The 17989-nt window shown below is 70.7% G+C and carries 19 protein-coding genes; 13 read left to right on the forward strand and 6 right to left on the reverse strand.

Features of this window, described 5'->3' with window-relative positions:
* Nucleotide 1: 1 nt before the first annotated feature.
* Nucleotides 2-694: a TIGR04282 family arsenosugar biosynthesis glycosyltransferase gene (locus DDZ18_RS08185; RefSeq protein WP_233245766.1), complete on the reverse strand. Its 693-nt coding sequence runs from the start codon at nucleotides 692-694 to the stop codon at nucleotides 2-4.
* Nucleotides 691-1395, reverse strand: a complete 705-nt coding sequence (locus DDZ18_RS08190) for a glycosyltransferase (RefSeq protein ID WP_109252862.1) — start codon at nucleotides 1393-1395, stop codon at nucleotides 691-693. The genes DDZ18_RS08185 and DDZ18_RS08190 overlap by 4 nt, the downstream gene beginning before the upstream one ends.
* An 85-nt stretch (nucleotides 1396-1480) precedes the next feature.
* Here DDZ18_RS08190 and DDZ18_RS08195 point away from each other — a divergent pair, with 85 nt between their 5' ends.
* The 5 genes from DDZ18_RS08195 to DDZ18_RS08215 all read left to right on the forward strand — a co-directional run bounded on the left by DDZ18_RS08195 (nucleotide 1481) and on the right by DDZ18_RS08215 (nucleotide 6557).
* Nucleotides 1481-2590 (forward strand): PA0069 family radical SAM protein, encoded by a 1110-nt coding sequence (locus DDZ18_RS08195; protein ID WP_109253099.1) that lies wholly within the window; start codon nucleotides 1481-1483, stop codon nucleotides 2588-2590.
* A 60-nt stretch (nucleotides 2591-2650) separates the two neighbouring features.
* Nucleotides 2651-3568 carry a tripartite tricarboxylate transporter TctB family protein gene (locus DDZ18_RS08200; RefSeq protein WP_109252863.1) on the forward strand — a complete coding sequence of 306 codons (918 nt, stop codon included), beginning with the start codon at nucleotides 2651-2653 and terminating at the stop codon, nucleotides 3566-3568.
* Between the two features lie 32 nt (nucleotides 3569-3600).
* Complete coding sequence (locus DDZ18_RS08205) at nucleotides 3601-4254, forward strand: ribonuclease HII (RefSeq protein ID WP_199241142.1); 654 nt, start codon at nucleotides 3601-3603, stop codon at nucleotides 4252-4254.
* Nucleotides 4255-4386: 132 nt separating this feature from the next.
* A complete protein-coding gene (locus DDZ18_RS08210; RefSeq protein WP_109253100.1) occupies nucleotides 4387-5415 on the forward strand; it encodes a site-specific DNA-methyltransferase in 1029 nt (342 codons plus the stop codon).
* The gene (locus tag DDZ18_RS08215) at nucleotides 5412-6557 is read left to right on the forward strand and encodes a diaminopropionate ammonia-lyase (RefSeq protein ID WP_109252865.1); all 1146 of its coding nucleotides are present in this window, start codon (nucleotides 5412-5414) and stop codon (nucleotides 6555-6557) included. The genes DDZ18_RS08210 and DDZ18_RS08215 overlap by 4 nt, the downstream gene beginning before the upstream one ends.
* On the opposite strand, the gene mutY is transcribed toward DDZ18_RS08215, so the two are convergent.
* The gene (gene mutY / locus DDZ18_RS08220) at nucleotides 6554-7639 is read right to left on the reverse strand and encodes an A/G-specific adenine glycosylase (RefSeq protein ID WP_199241143.1); all 1086 of its coding nucleotides are present in this window, start codon (nucleotides 7637-7639) and stop codon (nucleotides 6554-6556) included. The two genes, DDZ18_RS08215 and mutY, sit on opposite strands and share 4 nt — an antisense overlap.
* Nucleotides 7640-7780: 141 nt before the next feature.
* Here mutY and DDZ18_RS08225 point away from each other — a divergent pair, with 141 nt between their 5' ends.
* The 8 genes from DDZ18_RS08225 (at nucleotide 7781) to DDZ18_RS08260 (ending at nucleotide 15225) form a co-directional block, all read left to right on the forward strand.
* Nucleotides 7781-8293, forward strand: a complete 513-nt coding sequence (locus DDZ18_RS08225; RefSeq protein ID WP_158272108.1) for a DUF721 domain-containing protein — start codon at nucleotides 7781-7783, stop codon at nucleotides 8291-8293.
* Between the two features lie 20 nt (nucleotides 8294-8313).
* Nucleotides 8314-9048, forward strand: a complete 735-nt coding sequence (locus tag DDZ18_RS08230) for a DsbA family protein (RefSeq protein WP_109252867.1) — start codon at nucleotides 8314-8316, stop codon at nucleotides 9046-9048.
* Between the two features lie 52 nt (nucleotides 9049-9100).
* Nucleotides 9101-12538: a chromosome segregation protein SMC gene (gene smc / locus DDZ18_RS08235; protein WP_109252868.1), complete on the forward strand. Its 3438-nt coding sequence runs from the start codon at nucleotides 9101-9103 to the stop codon at nucleotides 12536-12538.
* A gap of 118 nt (nucleotides 12539-12656) precedes the next feature.
* Nucleotides 12657-12977: an AtpZ/AtpI family protein gene (locus DDZ18_RS14230; protein ID WP_109252869.1), complete on the forward strand. Its 321-nt coding sequence runs from the start codon at nucleotides 12657-12659 to the stop codon at nucleotides 12975-12977.
* 57 nt (nucleotides 12978-13034) lie between these two features.
* Nucleotides 13035-13808, forward strand: coding sequence for a F0F1 ATP synthase subunit A (locus tag DDZ18_RS08245; protein ID WP_109252870.1), 774 nt, complete (start codon nucleotides 13035-13037; stop codon nucleotides 13806-13808).
* Nucleotides 13809-13860: 52 nt separating this feature from the next.
* Nucleotides 13861-14088, forward strand: a complete 228-nt coding sequence (locus DDZ18_RS08250) for a F0F1 ATP synthase subunit C (RefSeq protein ID WP_109252871.1) — start codon at nucleotides 13861-13863, stop codon at nucleotides 14086-14088.
* Between the two features lie 97 nt (nucleotides 14089-14185).
* Nucleotides 14186-14728 carry a F0F1 ATP synthase subunit B gene (locus DDZ18_RS08255; RefSeq protein WP_109252872.1) on the forward strand — a complete coding sequence of 181 codons (543 nt, stop codon included), beginning with the start codon at nucleotides 14186-14188 and terminating at the stop codon, nucleotides 14726-14728.
* Nucleotides 14729-14730: 2 nt separating this feature from the next.
* Nucleotides 14731-15225 carry a F0F1 ATP synthase subunit B family protein gene (locus DDZ18_RS08260; protein ID WP_109252873.1) on the forward strand — a complete coding sequence of 165 codons (495 nt, stop codon included), beginning with the start codon at nucleotides 14731-14733 and terminating at the stop codon, nucleotides 15223-15225.
* 83 nt (nucleotides 15226-15308) lie between these two features.
* On the opposite strand, the gene DDZ18_RS08265 is transcribed toward DDZ18_RS08260, so the two are convergent.
* The 3 genes from DDZ18_RS08265 to gcvPB all read right to left on the reverse strand — a co-directional run bounded on the left by DDZ18_RS08265 (nucleotide 15309) and on the right by gcvPB (nucleotide 17986).
* Entirely contained in the window at nucleotides 15309-15551 is a 243-nt protein-coding gene (locus DDZ18_RS08265; protein ID WP_146190638.1) for a hypothetical protein, read from the reverse strand.
* A 207-nt stretch (nucleotides 15552-15758) separates the two neighbouring features.
* Nucleotides 15759-16430 (reverse strand): hypothetical protein, encoded by a 672-nt coding sequence (locus tag DDZ18_RS08270; RefSeq protein ID WP_109252875.1) that lies wholly within the window; start codon nucleotides 16428-16430, stop codon nucleotides 15759-15761.
* Nucleotides 16427-17986, reverse strand: a complete 1560-nt coding sequence (gcvPB, locus tag DDZ18_RS08275) for an aminomethyl-transferring glycine dehydrogenase subunit GcvPB (RefSeq protein WP_233245768.1) — start codon at nucleotides 17984-17986, stop codon at nucleotides 16427-16429. Before gcvPB ends, DDZ18_RS08270 begins: the two co-directional genes overlap by 4 nt.
* Nucleotides 17987-17989 lie beyond the last annotated feature (3 nt).

Raw genomic sequence — 17989 nt, forward strand, 5'->3', positions numbered from 1 at the left:
TTCAGCGATTTCTTTTGAGGTCGTCCGCCTCGTCGATATCGGCGAGCGTGCGCAGATGCGTCCAGCTCATCCCGAAACGGGCCAGATTGCGTTCGACGTCCCCGCGCGTCCCGGAATGGGACCAGCGCACCCCGTCGAACAGACCCGCCGGCGCAGGCGCTTTCAGTCCCAGCAGCCAGTAGCCGCCGTCCTCGGCCGGGCCGATCACCGCGTCATGGCGCCTGAGCGCGGCGAAGGCCGCGGCGATGTCGGCGCGCGTCACGCCGGGCGCGTCCGAGCCGATGACGACGGTCGGGCGCCGGCATCCCCGCCGTCCACCCCACCCCGTCCCTCCCCTCGAGGGGAGGGAGTCCGATAGTCGCCCACGTTTCTCCCTCCCCCCACTTGGGAGGGTCGGGGTGGGCGGACGCCAAGAGAAGATTCGACGCTGGCGCGCGCCGAGATCGCCGCCGCCCTGGGCCACGCGCTTCAAGGCCTCCGGCCAGACGCCGGGATAGCGACGGCTGACCGCCGCGTCGGGGGCGACGGCGAGGACCGTCTCCCAGCGCGGATCCCGCAACCGCCGCAGCAGCCGGGCCGTCATGGCGCGATGCAGCCGCCAGGCCTCGACGCGTCCGACGCCTGCGGCGAGCCGCGTCTTGGCCCCGCCGATCACCGGCGCCTTGGCGAACATGACCAGGCGCGGCCGGGTCACTTCGAATAGGCCCGCGCCAGCCGCGCCGGGTCGGCGCCGAGATAGTAGCGCGACAGCAGGACCAGATTCTTCGCCGAGCGCTTCAGATAGCCCTCGCGGCGAAAACGCTCGGCGCTGGTGATCGCTTTCGAGCGCAGCGGCTTCAGCCGGCGCCGGCCGATGCGCCGGACGAGATCGACGTCCTCGAACAGCGGCCAGGGCTTGAACCCGCCGAGCCGGCGATAGAAGGCCAGCGGCAGGACCAGCCCCTGATCGCCATAGGGCAGCGCGAAGGCCCGGCAGCGCCAGTCGACGAAGCGCTCCAAGCGCTTGGCCGCCCCGGACGGATCGTCCAGCGCGAAGCGGAAATGGAAGGCGTAGTCGCGGCCGGCGTTCATCTCCATCACGCGGGCCAGTTCGCTCGACCAGCCCGGCGAGAGGCGCGTATCCGCGTGGAGGAAGAGGAGCCAGTCTTCGGGATCCGCCAGTCGCGCGGCCGCCTCCGCGCCGGCGACGAGCTGCGCGCCGCGCCCCGTCGCGCCCGAGGCGATCGTGAACCCCGCCCGTTGGGCGATCTCGCGCGTGGCGTCGCGCGAGCCGCCGTCGGCGAGCACCCACGGACCAATGAGACGCGAGCGCACGCCCTCGTCCAGCGCCGCGATCGTCGCGGGCAGGCGAGCCGCGGCGTCGAGCGCGGGAATGACGGGAACAAGGCGGGCCATCGCCGTCTGTTTCATCGCGCCGGGATGTGGAAGTCAATTCCGAAATGTTCTTGTTATGTTCTGTTTCGTGGATATCATGGAGCCCATGACCGCCCGCTTCACGCCCGCGCGCCCCTCGACCGCCCTGCCCGAGCCGCTGCGCCCGCGCGGCCGCGGGGCGAAGTCGAACGCGGCGGGCCGCTACGAACCGACGACGCGCGAGCCCTTCGACGACGGCTGGAACGCGGACGATCCGAGCCCCGAACAGCTGAAGACCACGCTGATCCGCGATTCCTCGCGGTCAATCATCGCGACCAATGACAGCCCGGACATCAGCTTCGAGCGCTCGATCAATCCCTATCGCGGCTGCGAACACGGCTGCGTCTACTGCTACGCCCGGCCGAGCCATTCCTACTGGGGGTACTCAGCCGGCCTCGATTTCGAGAGCGTGCTCTTCTACAAGCCCGACGCCGCGGCGCTGCTGGAGAAGACGTTTCGCAAGCCGTCATACAGGGTCGAACCGATCGTTCTGGGCGCCAACACCGACGTCTATCAGCCGGTCGAGCGGCGCCTGCGCATAACGCGGAGCCTGCTCGAGACCTGTCTCAAGTTCCGCCACCCGGTGAGCCTGATCACCAAGTCGGCGAGCATCACGCGCGATCTCGACCTGCTCTCGGAACTCGCCGCGCTGAACCTGGTCAAGACCGCCGTCTCGCTCACCACGCTCGACCGCAAGCTCGCCCGGGCGATGGAGCCGCGCGCGGCGACGCCCGCGCGCCGGCTCGAGGCGATGCGCGCGCTCTCCGACGCCGGAGTCCCCGTCACGGCGATGACCGCGCCGATCGTCCCCGGCCTCACCGATCACGAGATCGAGGCGCTGCTCGAGGCCGCCGCGGAGGCGGGCGCGGAGCGCGCAGGCTATGTCCTGCTGCGCCTGCCGCTGGAGATCGCCGACCTGTTCAAGGAGTGGCTCGCCGCCGAGCGCCCCGACGCGGCGAAGAAGATCATGAGCCTCGTCCGCCAGACCCGCGGCGGAAAGGACTACGACTCGCGCTGGGGCAAGCGCGGCCGCGGCGAAGGCCCGGTCGCGGCGCTGATCGCGAAACGCTTCCGCGCCGCGGTGAGACGATACGGCCTCGACGGCGAGCGCCGCGAACTGCGCCGCGACCTGTTCCGCCGGCCGTTGGAGGATGCGCAGCAGTTGAGTTTGTTCTAGCGATAGGGGAACCTTCCTTCGAGGCTGACACATCGAACAGATCAGCCGAGGGGGGAGTTTATGATTATCGCGGTTCGTATTCTCGCAGTCGCGCTCGGACTTTTGCTCAGCGCATGCAACCAGACTGATACGATCGAGCAAACGGTCCGATCGATGGCGTCGGACCCGGAAGAATCGATCGCCGATGAGACCGTTCTGGCGATTTACGAAGGCGACGAGGAGACGCTCAGGAGCCACCTGCATCCGGCGCTATTGCAGGAGCAGTTTAGGGGTGAGCTTGAAGCGCTTGTGAAGCAATCTCCCGGTCAACCGCCGGACGAATACGCGCTGGTCAACTACCAATGGGACCGCGTCATGACGGCGGGAAACAATGAGCAGGAAACGAACGCAACGGATTTCAGCTTTACCTATCGCGCGGCCTACGGCGACCGGGAACAGATCATCTTCATTCGGATGCGCGCGGAGGGCGACGGCCCGCCCCTCGTACAGAACATACAGATCTCTCCTGCCCCGGGCGCCAACTACGCCTCGCCAGACGAATGGCCGCAGGCGTACCGCATCGCGCTCGGGTTGGCGGTCGCCACAGCCGTGTTCGTGGTGATCACCTTCCTTGCGTCACTGCGCGTGCGACGCCTGAAGCGGCGCATTCTCTGGTCCCTTCTCATACTGTTCGTCGGGTATCCGGTGTTCGTCTACAGCACCGCAGAAGGATGGCTGCTTTCCGCGCCTTCCATCACTCAGAACGAGACGGGCGTGAACATCCAGCTCTTCGATTTCAACCTGCTAGGAGCCGGATACCTCAAGAACACCATTACAGGGGTCGAGACGTTTGATATCGCCGTCCCGCTCGGCGCGCTGCTCTTCTGGCTGCAATATTTCCGCGGCAAGCTTGTGAGGAAGCCGGAACCCGGCGAGAAAGGCGAGGCGCCCGCGCCGACCGGAGAGGGACCCGCCGATCCGGCGCAGGCTGACGCCTGAAGCAATCACGCAGCGCGAGGCGGCCCGCCCCCATGCTCACCTCGTCCGCCCCGAATCGCTTCGCGAAGACGAACCGGCTGGTCGCCGGCGTCGACGAGGCCGGGCGCGGGCCGCTGGCCGGTCCGGTGGTCGCCGCCGCGGTGGTGCTGCCGAAGCGCTTCGCCGCGCTCGACGCGCTCAAGGACTCCAAGGCGCTCACGGCCGAGGACCGCGACCGGCTGGCCAGGACGATCCGCGCCCGCGCGCTCGTGGGCGTGGCGATCGCCGAGCCCGCCGAGATCGACCGGCTCAACATCCTGCACGCCTCGATGGCGGCGATGAGCCGCGCCGTCGCCGCGCTCAACTGCGATCTCGAGCGCGCCTATATCGACGGAAACCGGACGCCCGACCTGGCCTGCCGGGCGACCGCGCTCGTGGGCGGCGACGGCTACGAACCGACCATCATGGCCGCCTCGATCATCGCCAAGACGGTGCGCGACCGGATCATGACCACGGCGTGCGCGCGCTTTCCCGGCTACGAACTCCGCCACAACAAGGGCTATTCCGCCCCGGCCCATGTCGAGGGGCTGCGCCGGCTCGGCCCCTCGCCCATCCACCGGCGCAGCTTCGCGCCGGTGCGCGCAGCGCTGCAGGGCGACTTCCTGGACGCGCTGGACTCGGTCGCCGACGCGAGCGCAGCCGGGTGATTCGCGCTTAACCGGTCGTTAGCCGTATCATCCCAAGCCTCGGGCTTTCGGAGCTTCAGAGAACAGAGGGTGTGCGGCGTGTCGAGGGGACTTCCGGTCGATCAGATTCTCGAGGGCGACTGCGTCGAGGCGATGAAGGCGCTGCCGGACGGCAGCGTCGATCTCGTCTTCGCCGATCCGCCCTACAACCTGCAGCTTGGCGGCGAGCTGCACCGGCCCGACAATTCGCGGGTCGCCGCCGTCGACAATGACTGGGACCAGATCGGCGATTTCGACGCCTACGACCTGTTCAGCTGCGCCTGGCTCGAGGAAGCCCGCCGCGTGCTCAAGGACGACGGCGCGCTTTGGACCATCGGCAGCTATCACAACATCTTCCGCGTCGGCGCCTTTCTCCAGGACATGGGCTTCTGGATCCTCAACGACGTCATCTGGCGCAAGTCCAACCCGATGCCGAACTTCAAGGGCACGCGCTTCACCAACGCCCACGAGACGCTGATCTGGGCGGCCAAGACCCGGGACGCGAAGGTCACCTTCAATTACGCGGCGATGAAGGCGCTCAATGACGGCGTGCAGATGCGCTCCGACTGGACGCTGCCGATCTGCGCGGGCTCGGAGCGTCTCAAGCTCGCCGACGGCAAGAAGGCCCATCCCACGCAGAAGCCGGAAAGCCTGCTTCACCGCGTGCTGCTGGCCAGCACCGATCCCGGCCAGGTCGTGCTCGATCCCTTCTTCGGCACCGGCACGACCGGCGCGGTGGCCAAGAAGCTCGGCCGGCATTTCATCGGCGTCGAGGCCGATCCCGACTACGCCGAACTCGCCAGGAAGCGCATCGCCGCCATCGAGCCGGGCTCGGCCGACGCGCTCCAGGTCACGCAATCCAAGCGCGCCCTGCCCCGCATCCCCTTCGGCGCGCTGATCGAGGCGGGCCTCATCAAGCCGGGCGACACGCTCTACTGCGCCCAGGGCCGGCGCACCGCCCAGGTCCGCGCCGACGGCTCGGTCGTCGGCGCCGGCGAGCAGGGCTCGATCCACCAGGTCGGCGCGCGGGTCCAGTCTGCGCCGTCGTGCAACGGCTGGACGTTCTGGCATATCCGCCGGAAGGGCGGCCTCGTGCCGATCGACGTGCTGCGTTCGCAGGTCCGCGCCGGGCTGGAGGCGTGACGGCGGCGTTTCACGCGAACCCGGAAGCCGGGCGCCCGGCCCGCCTCAGCGAACGCGCGCTCGCGCGCTTCGGCCCAGACGCGGGCGCCGATCCGCTGCGTCTCCTGGCGGCCTGTCCGCTTCACGCGCCGACGCCGATGCTGCGCCTCGACGGCCTGGCCGCCGATCTGGGCGTCAGGCGCGTCTGGTGGAAGGACGAGCGCGAACGGCTCGGGCTCACCAGCTTCAAGGCGCTCGGCGGCGCCTACGCCGTGGCGAAGATCCTGGAACGCGCCTTCGAGGACCGGCATGGCCGCGCGCCGGCGCCCGAGGAATTGCGCTCCGACGCCGCCCGCGCGGTCGCGCAGGCGCTGACGGTGACGGCCGCCACCGACGGCAATCACGGCCTGTCGGTCGCCGCCGGCGCGATGGTGTTCGGGCTCAACTGCGTCATCTTCGTCCACAAGCGCGTCACGGCCGAGCGGCGCGCGCGCATCGAGGCGAAAGGCGCCGAGGTGCGCATCGTCGACGGCGTGTTCGACGACGCCGTCGCCGAGGCCGCCCGGGCCGCCGAGGCCGGCGGCTGGACGCTCGTCGCCGATACCTCCGCCGACGCCGAGGATCTAGTGTGCGGCGACGTCCAGCAGGGCTACGGCGTGCTGTGCGACGAGATCGACCGCCAGCTCGACGCCGCCGGCGCGGCGCCGAGCCATGTCTTCATCCAGGCCGGCGTCGGCGGGCTCGCCGCCGCCGTGATCGCCGGCCTGGCCGCCCGCCGCGGCGCCGATCGGCCGACCGGCGTGTGCGTCGAGCCCGAAGCCGCCCCCGCCCTGTTCGGCTCCATGCGCGCGGGCCGGGCCGTGCGCGCCGACGACGCCGGCGGCACGGCGATGGAGATGCTCGACTGCTACGAGCCCGCTGCGCTCGCCTTCGAGGCGCTCGGCGCGAGCGCGGACGTCTTCATGACCGTCGACGATGAAACCGCGCGCGACGCGACCGCATTGCTGACCGGCGTCGATCCCGCGATCGGGGCGACGGAGACGGCCGCGGCCGGTCTCGCCGGCCTGATCGCCGCGCTCGACGACCCGGAAGCGCGAGAATTATGCGGCCTCGGCGCCGACAGCGAGATCGTGCTGATCGGCAGCGAGGGTCCGGTCGCCTAGACGAGGGTCAGCCCAGACTGCGCCGCCTTCATCATCACGCTGGGAAGGCCGGCCTCCTTGAGCCGGTCGAGGCCAGCCCACTCGCCCTCGGGCGGGCGCCAGCCCGCCGGCGCGGCCGCGCACTCGACGTCGAGCTCGAGCGCGAAATGGGTGAAGACGTGGCGCACCCGGCCGGCGCGGCGCCAGTCGGCGTCGAAGGGCCGGGCCGCGGCGATATCGGCGGGCGCCGGACCCGCCTCGGTCCAGCCCGTCCCGGGCAGCTCCATCATGGCGCCGAGCAGGCCGTCGTCCGGCCGGCGCCGCACCCACAAGGCGCCGTCGCGCACGACATGAAAGCAGACGCCGCGGCGGACGGGTTTCGCCTTCTTCTTCGCCTTGACCGGATAGCGCTCGGGCTCGCCGTCGGCCCGCGCCGCGCAGGCGTCGCGCCAGGGACAGCCCGCGCAGTGCGGCGAAGCCGGCGCGCACGCCGTGGCGCCGAGGTCCATGATCGCCTGGGCGTAATCGCCCGGCCGCTCCGGATCGGCGAGTTCGGCGGCGATCGCCTTTATCTCGCGCTTGGCCTTCGGAAGCGGCGTCTCGATGGCGAACATGCGCGCGAGCACGCGCTCGACATTGCCGTCGACGACGCTGGCGGGCTTGTCAAAGGCGGCGGCGCGGACGGCGTTGGCGGTGTATTCGCCGATCCCGGGCAGCGCGCGCAGGGCGTCGAGATCGCTCGGAAACCGACCGCCGTGCTCGGACGCGACGACCTGGGCGCAGGCGTGGAGATTGCGGGCGCGGGCGTAGTAGCCGAGCCCGGCCCAGGCCGCCATCACCGCCTCGCGCGGGGCGGCGGCGAGCGCCTCGACCGTCGGCCAGCGCTCGAGGAATTTCTCCCAATACGGCGCGGCGTGAGCCACGGTCGTCTGCTGCAGCATGATCTCCGACAGCCACACCGCATAGGGATCGGCGATGCGGCCGGCGGCGCGGTCCTCGGGCCGCACCCGCCACGGCAGCGTCCGGCCCTGGCGGTCGTACCAGTCGAGCAGGGCGGCGCGCAGCCGGCGCGCCTCGTCGTCCGTTACGCCTGCTTTCGACACCGCTTCGCGCCCCGAACACCTTGCCAGCGCCGCCTTGCGACGCGATCCTTGCAAACCATGGATTTCCGTCCGCCCAGGTCAACGCCTCCCCGCAGGCCGATCGCGCGCAGCCCCGCTGGCGCCGACGCGGCGCGCGAGGCGATGAGCTGGGCCGAGCGCCATCGCGGCCGCGCCCCGGCGCCCGCCGCGCCGAGCGCGGGCAAGGCGGCGGCGCGGGTCGTCCGACCGCTGGCGAAGGCTTTCGGCCCCGGGATCGCCGAGCTCGACGCCCACTGGGCGGCGATCGTCGGCGATCAGCTCGCCCGCTGGACCCGGCCGGAGCGTTTCCAGGGCGGCGCGGCCGGCTCGACTCTGGTCATTCGCGCCCGCGGTCCGGCCGGCGCGCTCGCCGAAGCCCAGTCGGCGCGAATTCTCGAGCGCGTCGCGCACTATTCGGGCCGCTCGCCGACACGGCTGAAAGTGATCCAGGGCGCGCTGAGCGACGCGCGGCCGTCCGCCGAAGCCCCGCGGGTGCGACGCGTGCGGGCGGCGCCGGAGCATGAAGCGCTGGCCAGCGACCCGTCTGCGCGGCTAGAAGCGGTGCTGGAGGCGTGGGCCGCGGCCGTCGCCGAGCGCGAAGGCGTCGACGTCGGACCAAGCAAGCAACGCAAGTGAACCCGAAGGGGAGCGTAGGGATGATCTTCACCCGGCGAATTTTCAGCATCGCGGCGATGGCCGGCGGCCTCGCACTGGCGGCCTGCGGCGACGGCGGCGCGTCCGACGGGCGCACCGAGTTCGAGCGCGAGGGCGATTTCGCGAAGGGCTCGTCCGACGCCCCGATCACGATCGTGGAGTACGCCTCCACCGCCTGTCCCCATTGCGCCTCCTTCCACGAGCAGGCGATGCCGAGGGTCGAGGACTATGTCGAGAGCGGCGATGTGCGCCTGGTCTTCCGCGAGATGATCACCGGCCAGCCGCAGCTGGCCGTGGCCGGCTTCATGCTGGCGCGCTGCGCGCCCGAGGATCGCTATTTCGACGTCATCGACCTCTTGTTCGAGCAGCAGGAAGCGCTGTTCACGGCGATGCAGCAGGGCGAGGCCCAGGCCCAGTTCCGCAACATCGCGCGCTCGGCGGGCTTCTCCGACGAGGAGTTCCAGAGCTGCCTGTCCAACGAGGAGGTCCTGCAGGCGGTGCAGGACGCCCATGCGCGCGCGCAGGAGGACGGGGTGACCGGCACGCCGGCCTTCTTCTTCAACGGCGTCAAGCTCGACACCGAGCGCGCGGGCGACGGCTCGGGCCTCGTCTTCGCGATGAACGGCCAGCCGCTCGAGGACGAGGAAGGCGTCATCCCGGCCGCCTTCGACGGCGACACGTTCGAGCGAATCATCCTTCATTTGAGCGATCGCGCCGAGAGCGCGAACGGTGGATGATCGCGCCTGACAGACCGGCCCAGCCGGCGACCGGCGCGACCGGAGGAGCTCGTTGAAGTTCACGCAGCTGCGCCTCGCCGGGTTCAAGTCCTTCGTCGACCCGGCCGAACTCAGGATCGATCCCGGCCTTACGGGCGTGATCGGCCCGAACGGCTGCGGCAAGTCGAACCTGCTCGAGGCGTTGCGCTGGGTGATGGGCGCGACGTCGGCCAAGTCGCTGCGCGGCTCGGGCATGGAGGACGTGATCTTCGCCGGCACGGAGAACCGGCCGGCGCGCGACCGCGCCGAGGTCACGCTCAGGATCGACAATACCGACCGCACGGCGCCGGCGCGCTTCAACGACGCCGACGAGCTCGAGGTCGTCCGCCGCATCGCCCGCGGCAAGGGCTCGGACTACCGCGTCAACGGCGAGGAGGTCCGCGCCAAGGACGTCCAGCTCCTGTTCGCCGACGCCGGCACGGGCGCGAACTCCCCCGCCCTTGTCCGCCAGGGCCAGATCAGCGAGCTGATCAACGCCAAGCCGGAGAACCGGCGCCGCATTCTCGAGGAGGCCGCCGGCGTCGCCGGTCTGCGCGCCCGGCGTCATGAGGCCCGGCTCCGTCTGAACGCCGCCGAAGCCAATCTCGACCGGCTCCAGGAGGTCGTCGAGGATCTCGAGAACCGCCACGGCGCGCTGCAGCGCCAGGCCCGCCAGGCGTCGCGCTACCGCAAGCTGTCGGCGACGATCCGCGAGCTCGAGGCCCTGCTCTGGCTGCGCCGCTGGCGCGAGGCCGGCGAGGCCGTCGACGCCGCCGAGCGCGAACTCGCCGAAACCGAATCCGTCGCCGACGACGCCGCGAGACGCGCCGCCTCGGCCACCAGCGAAGCCGAAAAGCACGCCGCCGCCGTCGCCCCGCTGCGCGAGGCCGAGGCCGAGGCCGCCGCCGCGCTGCGCCGGCTCGAGCGCGAACGCGACGGGCTGGAGCGCGACCAGGCCGACGCCGAGGCCGAGATCGAACGCCTGTCGGCGCGGATCGAGGAGCTCAAGGCGGCCGAGGAGCGCGAAACCCAGCTCTCCGCCGAAGCGCGCGAAGCGCTGGAGCGGGTTTCGAGCCAGCTTGTGCGGTTGCGCGAGGAGGCCGCCGGCGACGCCGACGCGACCGCAGACGCCGAAGCCGCGCTGGAGACCGCCGAGGCAGCGCGCGGCGAGGCCGAGCGCGAACTCGACGCCTGCGCATCGGCGGCCGCCGACGCCCGCGCCCGTCGCGATTCGGCCCGGCGCGCCGCCGAGGACGCACGCAGCCGCGCCGAACGGCTTGAAAGGCAGTTGAGCGAAGCCGAGGCCGCGCTCGCCGCGCACCGGGAATCCGACGGTCCGGACATGGACGCGCTGGAGGCCGCCGTCGCCGAGACCGCGCAGGCGCTTGAAGCCGCGCGCCGGCGCGCCGAAACCGCAGAGACCGGGCTCGCCGAGGCGCGCGAACGCGCCGATGCGGCCCGCGAGGCGGCGCGAACCGCGGAGTCGGAGAAGACCGCGCTCGCCCGCGAGATCGAGAGTCTCGAACGCCTGCTCGCCAGTGATGACGGCGACGCCCGCGCGCTCGACGCCGTGCGCGCCGAGGCCGGCTACGAACAGGCGCTCGCCGCCGCGCTGGGCGAGGACCTCGAAGCCTCGCTCGACGCCGGCGCGGCGCGGCGCTGGACGCGCAAGGGAACCCGGGCAGCCGAACTGCCGGACGGCGCGACGCCGCTCACCACAGTGGTCAGCGCCCCAGACGCGCTGGCCGCGCGGCTGGCCGCGATCGGCGTCGTCGACGCCGACGATATCGAGCGCCTCGCCCCGGCCCTGAAGCCCGGTCAGCGGCTCGTCACGCGCGACGGGGCGCTGCGCCGCTGGGACGGCTATGTCGCCGAGGCCGGCGCGCCGTCGGCCGCCGCGGCGCGACTCGAGCACCGCAACCGGCTCTCCGAGGCGCGCCGCGAGCTGGCCGACGCCAAAAGCCGCGCCGAGACGCTGGGAGCGCAGGCGCAGCGCGAGGCGGACGCGCTGCGCGCCGCCGAGGCCGCGCTCCGCGACTCCCGGGACGAGGTGCGCCAGGGCGAGCGCGCCCTGCGCCAAGCCGAATCCGAACTCGCCGACGGTCGCGAACGCGAAGCCCGGGACAGCGCGAAGCGCGCCTCGCTGACCGAGACGGTCGAACGTCTCCGCGCCGAGGGCGAGACCGCGCGCAACGAGGCCGAAGCCGCCGAGCGCGCGCTCGCGGAGATCGAGGAAGGCGACGACGGCGGCGAAGCCCTCGAAGCCGCCCGGTCGCGCGCAGAAACCGCGCGCCGCGCGGCCGCCGACGCCCGCGCCGAGCTCGATTCGGTCAAGCGCGACAGCCAGGCCCGCCGTCACCGCATCGCCGCGCTCGAACGCGAGGAGGCCGACTGGTCGCGGCGCGCCGAGTCGGCGGGGGCGCGACTCGAGGATCTGGCTAGCCAGCGCTCGCAGGCGAGCGATGCGCTCGAGGCCGCCAGGGCGCGGCCCGGCGAAATCGAGGCGCGTCGCGTCGCCCTGATGGACCGCCTCGGCGAGGCCGAATCCGCCGAGCGCCTGGCGCGCGACCGCGTCGCCCAGGCCGAGACCGCCCAGCGCGAGGCCGACGCCGCCCAGCGCGCCGCCGAGCGCGACGCCAGCGCCGCCCGGGAAGCGCGCGCCGCCGCCGGCGCGACTCTCGCCGCGGCGAAAGAACGGCTGAGCGAGACGGTCGAGCGCGTCCACGACGCGACCGGCGATGCGCCCGAGGCTCTGGCTTCGAAGGCTGACGACAGCGAGTACGCCGGGCTTTCGGCCGGAGAGATCGAGCGCCGGCTCGACGAAGCGCGGCTGTCGCGGGAGCGTCTCGGGGCGGTCAATCTGCGCGCCGACGAGGAGGCCGAGACGCTGCAGGCCGAGCGCGACGAGATCACACGCGAGCGCGACGATCTCGTCGAGGCCGTCGCGCGCCTGCGCAAGGCCGTCGAGACGCTGTCGCGCGAAGGCCGCGCCCGGCTGCTGGAGGCGTTCGACGTCGTCAACGGCCATTTCCAGACCCTGTTCGCGACGCTGTTCGACGGCGGCCGCGCCGAGCTGCACCTCACCGAGAGCGACGACCCGCTCGAGGCCGGCCTCGAGGTCTACGCCTGCCCGCCGGGCAAGAAGCTCGAGACGATGTCGCTGATGTCGGGCGGCGAGCAGGCGCTGACCGCGACCGCGCTCATCTTCGCGGTCTTCCTGTCCAACCCGGCGCCGGTGTGCGTGCTCGACGAGGTCGACGCCCCGCTCGACGACGCCAATGTCGACCGCTTCTGCCGCATGCTCGACGAGATGTGCGCGATGACCGAGACGCGCTTCCTGATCATCACCCACAACCCGGTGACCATGGCGCGCGTCGACCGCCTGTTCGGGGTCACGATGGGCGAGCGCGGCGTCTCCCAGCTCGTCTCGGTGAACCTGAAGTCCGCGGAGGCGATGCTGGCCGCCGAGTAGGGAATATGCCCTTTCTTTTCAATAACTTGGGGTCGCACCCAGCTTGCTTGACTTGGTATGGGGGCGCTTATAGGGTGCGCGCGCTCGCCGGGGGAGCCCCGCCGAGCGATTGAGTGCGATGTCCCGCCGAGTCGAACCGACCCGAAACGCTCCTCCAGAGCCCGATGATTTCGAGCGCCGCCTCGAGGCGAAGCTTGAAGCAAGGCGGGCAGAGGAGAGAGCCCGGGCCCCGACGTCCGGATGGTCGGTCGGACTCCGATACGGCTCGGAGTTTTTCGGCGGGGTGCTCGCAGGCGTCGGAGTCGGCTTGCTGGTCGACTGGATCGCCGGCTGGTCGCCCTGGGGGCTTCTGGTCGGACTGGTACTGGGGTTCGCGGCGGGGACGGTGAACATCGTCCGCGCCGCGCGTGAGATAAACGCGGCGGGCGACGACGGCTGACCGGCGTCGATCCCGACCAGAACTGAGGCGGCGCGGAGCGCCGGAAAGGGACCGGGCGTGGCGGACACCAACCCGATCAAGCAGTTCGAGATCCATCCCGTCGCGCCGTTCCAGGTCGGCGGCTACGATCTCTCCTTCACCAATTCGAGCTATTTCATGGTGGTGGCCGTCGCGCTCAGCGTCGGCCTGCTCGCGCTGGCGATGTCGAAGCGCGCGCTCGTGCCGGGCCGCGCGCAATCCGTCGCCGAACTGCTCTACGAGTTCGTCGCGAACATGATCCGCTCCACGGCGGGCACCGACGGGCTGAAATTCTTCCCCTTCGTGTTCACGCTCTTCACCTTCGTCCTGATGGGCAACATGCTGGGAATGTTCCATTATTTCCCGGCGCCCGGAGCCCACGGCTTCACATTCACGAGCCATCTCATCATCACGGTCGCTCTGGCGCTGCTGGTGATGGCGATCGTCATCGGCTACGGCGTGTTCAAGAACGGGCTCGGCTTTCTGAAGGTTTTCAAGCCCTCAGGCGTGCCGATCGCGATCCTGCCCTTCGTGGTCCTGATCGAGGTGATCTCCTTCATCTCGCGGCCGATTTCGCTGTCGGTGCGTCTGTTCGCCAACATGCTCGCCGGGCATATCCTGCTGAAGGTGTTCGCCGGCTTCATCGTCATGCTCGGCGCGGCCGGGGCGGCCTGGCCCATCGTCGGCGTCCTGCCCTTCGCGATGGTGGTGGGGCTGACGGCGCTGGAGTTCCTGGTCGCCTTCCTCCAGGCCTACGTGTTCGCCATCCTCACCTGCATCTATCTGAGCGACGCGCTCCACCCGGGGCACTGAGCTCTCCGCACTTCGTCTTCAACCGCAATCCAGTCATCCAAGGAGCAACCTCATGGAAGCGGAAGCCGCCAAGTTCATCGGGGCCGGCCTGGCCTGCGTCGGCATGCTCGGGGCCGCGATCGGCGTCGGCAACATCTTCGGATCGTTCCTGCAGGGCGCGATGCGCAACCCGTCCGCCGCCCAGCAGCAGTTCGGCAACCTCATCTTCGGCTTCGCCGTGACCGAGGCGCTGGGCATCTTCTCGCTGCTGATCGCGCTTCTGCTGCTTTTCGTCGTCTGATCCGGCGACGCCGGGACGCGCTGCGCCGGACGCCCACTGACGGCCGTCCGGCGCAAGGCGTCTTTTCCGAGATCAGCCTGACAGGGAGGTCGCCGACATGGCGCCGCAATCCCACGGTGAAGCCGCGGAACAAGCCGCCGAGCACGCCTCGGGCGCGTTCCCGCCCTTCGACCCGACCTATTTCGCCTCGCAGCTCTTCTGGCTCGCGATCAGCTTCGCGGTGCTCTACCTGCTGCTGTCGCGGTGGATCCTGCCGCGCATCGGCGGGGCGATCGAGGAGCGCCGAGACCGCATCGCCGACGATCTCGACGCCGCGGCGAACATGAAGGCCCAGGCCGACGAGGCGGTGCGCGAATACGAGAAGTCGCTCGCCGACGCGCGGGCCAAGGCCCACTCGGTCGCCGCCGAGGCGAAAGCCGAGTCCGACCGGAAGATCGCCGAGGAGCTCGCCGAGGTCGACGCCGATCTCGACGCGAAACAGGCCGAAGCCGAGGGCCGCATCCGCGAATCGCGCGACGCCGCGCTCTCCGAGGTTCGCGGCATCGCCGCGACCGCCGCGGCGGCAGCCGTCGAGCGACTGTCAGGCGTCGAGATCGCCGAGACGGACGCGCAGAAGGCCGTCGACGAGGCGAGGAGCTGACGATGGGTTACCTGTTCTCCGATCCGACTTTCTGGGCCTTCATCGGCCTGATCGTCTTCTTCGTCGTGATCGCGCTGGTCGGCGCGCCGAAGATGCTCACGAAGATGCTCGACGACCGCGCCGAGAATATCCGAAAGGAGCTCGACGAGGCGCGGCGTCTGCGCGAGGAGGCCCAGGAGCGCCTGGCAACCTATGAGCGCCGCCAGCGCGAGGCGGCCGCCGAGGCCGAGCAGATCGTCAAGCAGGCCAAGCACGAGGCCGACCTGCTCCGCGAGGACGCGAAGAAGCAGATCGCCGAACGCATCGAGCGTCGCACGGCCATGGCCGAGCAGCGCATCGCCCAGGCCGAAGCCCAGGCGGCCAAGGAAGTCCGCGCGATGGCGGCCGACCTCGCCGTCGAGGCCGCCTCCGCCCTGCTGCAGAACAAGCTCACCAAGACGCAGAAGAACGCGCTGGTGAAGGACGATATCGCGGGGCTGAAGTCGCGGCTGAACTGACCGACCGGATCAGCCGGCGGAATCAAGAACGCCCGGGCCTGCGGCCCGGGCGTTTTCTTGTTCGGCCGCCTGAAGCGCCGAGGCTATTCGTGTTCGCCGAAGGCCCGCTTGACCCGGTTCCAGAGACCCGGGTGGCGGCGCAGATAGTTGGTGATGATCCGGTGCGCCGTCTTCGACGTCGCCGCGACCAGCAGCAGCCCCATGATGAAGACCGGCAGGCCGACGGGGATGATCGGCGTCACCAGCGCGAGCGGCAGCGCGATGGCCATCATGAACAGGCCAAGCGCAACGCCGACCGCGCGCACCAGCATCCGGACGATCCCCACGACGGGATTCCTGGACCAACCGTTTGCTGAGTCATTCATCGCCAATGGGGGCATCTCCGCGCGTCAGCGATCATTCGCCGCGTCTTATCTCGGTGTTCGAGGCTGATCATACAAGGCGAGGCATAATCTTTCGTGAGCTTGTAGCAGCGCCGGATGGCGATTTCGGGGCGGTGTGGCGCCGCCTCCTCGGTCCGTTCCGCCGCGGCGTCACTCCGCGTCGGCGAGCCGGGACCGGCAGGCGCGCATGGTGGCGTCGGGCGGTTCGATCACGACGCGCAGGCGCTCGATCATGATGTCGCGCCCCTCCCCGGCCGCATCCGGCCAGACGCCGATCCACTCCTCGTCGTTCAGCTCCGTGTTCTCGGGCACCGAGAAACAGAATCCCCCGGTGGAGAACTGCTCGGACAGCGGGATCTCCCGCCAGCCGGAATCGTGCTGCACGGTGAAATAGCCGAGATGGAACGACGCGGGCTCGCCGGCCTCGATGGCACGGGCGCGCGCCTCGACGCGGACGATCCGGCCGATGACGCGTTGCTCGAATTCCAGGGGAATCGCCGCGCCGACGCCCGCCGACAGCCGGCCGGCGGCCTCGATCGAGGCGACGGCGCCGGCCCGCGCCAGCCCCTGCGCCCCGGCGCTGCTGATGTAGGTCACGCGCGTGCCGGGCCCCGGAATGAGCTGCGACAGGGCGGCGCCCTCGACGAGGAACTCCGTCTCCGTGACGCGGGGCTCGTCGCCCAGCGGACGCCAGGACAGCGCCTGCCAGATCAGCAGCGCGGCGAGGCCGATCGCGGCCGGGTAGAAGATCCAGTCCGGCAGGGACAGGCGCCCCAGCCGGCGGCCGGCCGCGGTCACGCGCGCGCCCGGCCCCGCGTTCATTCAGCCGCCGCCGGGTGCTCCGCCGGCGGAGTCCAGCGCAGGACCGGCGAACGCGCCGCCCGGGTCTCGTCGAGCCGCTTGGTCGGCGCATGTATCGGGGCGGCCCGGAACCGTTCGGTCTCGCCGGCCTTCGCCGCCAGGGCGAGCGCCTCGAGCGTCTCGCAGAAACGGTCGAGCCCGGCCCGGGACTCGGTTTCGGTCGGCTCGATCAGCATGGCGCCGTGCACGACGAGCGGGAAATACATGGTCATCGGGTGATACCCCTCGTCGATCATCGCCTTTGCGAAGTCGAGCGTCGAGACCCCGGTGTCCTTGAGGAAGCGGTCGTCGAACAGCGCCTCGTGCATGCAGGTCCCCTCGAACGCCGGCGTCATCACGTGCTTCAGGCGCGCGAGCACGTAATTGGCGTTCAGCACGGCGTCCTCGGCGGCCTGGCGGAGACCGTCGGAGCCGTGGCTCATCATGTAGGATAGGGCGCGGGTGAACATGCCCATCTGGCCGTGGAAGGCGACCATCCGGCCGAACGGCTCGCCCTCGGCCTCGTCGGCGTTCTCGACCATGCGCCAGCTGTCGCCGTCCTTCTCCACGTACGGCACCGGCGCGTAGGGCGCGAGCGCCTCGGAGAACACCGTCGGTCCGGCGCCCGGCCCGCCGCCGCCATGCGGCGTGGAGAAGGTCTTGTGCAGGTTGATGTGCATGGCGTCGACGCCGAGATCGCCCGGGCGCACGCGGCCCATGATGGCGTTCAAGTTGGCGCCGTCGCAGTAGAAATACCCGCCCGCCTCGTGGATCGCGTCGGCGATCGCGATGATGTCGCGCTCGAACAGGCCGCACGTGTTCGGGTTGGTCAGCATGATGCCGGCGACGTCGTCGCCGAGCTTGGCGCGGAACGCCTCCATGTCGACCCGGCCCGTCTTGTCGGCGGGGATCTCGTCGGTCGTGAAGCCGCACTGAACCGCGGTCGCCGGATTGGTGCCGTGCGCGCTCTCGGGCACGAGGACCCGGCGGCGCTTGGTCTCGCCGCGCGCGTCGAGCGCGGCGCGGATCGCCATCATCCCGCACAGCTCGCCGTGCGCGCCGGCCTTCGGGCTCATCGCCACGGCGTGGGCGCCGGTGAGCGTGACGAGCCAGTGCGCCAGCTCGCCGATCAGCTCGTAGGCGCCCTGCACCGTCGATTGCGGCTGCAGCGGGTGGAGATCGGCGAAGCCGGGAAGCCGCGCCACCTTCTCGTTGAGCCGCGGATTGTGCTTCATCGTGCACGAGCCGAGCGGGTAGAGCCCGAGATCGATCGCGTAATTCTTGCGGCTGAGGCGGACATAGTGGCGCATCGTCTCCGGCTCGGAGAGCCCGGGCAGGCCGATGGCGTCCTCGCGCTCGAGCCCGGAGAGACGGCTCGTTCGCCCCTTCGGCTCGGGCAGGTCCACGCCGGTCTTGTCGTAATCGCCGCGCTCGAAGATCAGCGGCTCGGCCTGCTCCAGCCCCTTGGAGCCGGAGAAGGTCTCGAGATAGGCGCCCGGGTCGTTGACCGAGGCGGGCTGCACGGCGCTTTTCTGCATGTT

Source organism: Marinicauda salina, from assembly GCF_003122085.1.
GTDB lineage: Bacteria > Pseudomonadota > Alphaproteobacteria > Caulobacterales > Maricaulaceae > Maricicauda_A > Maricicauda_A salina.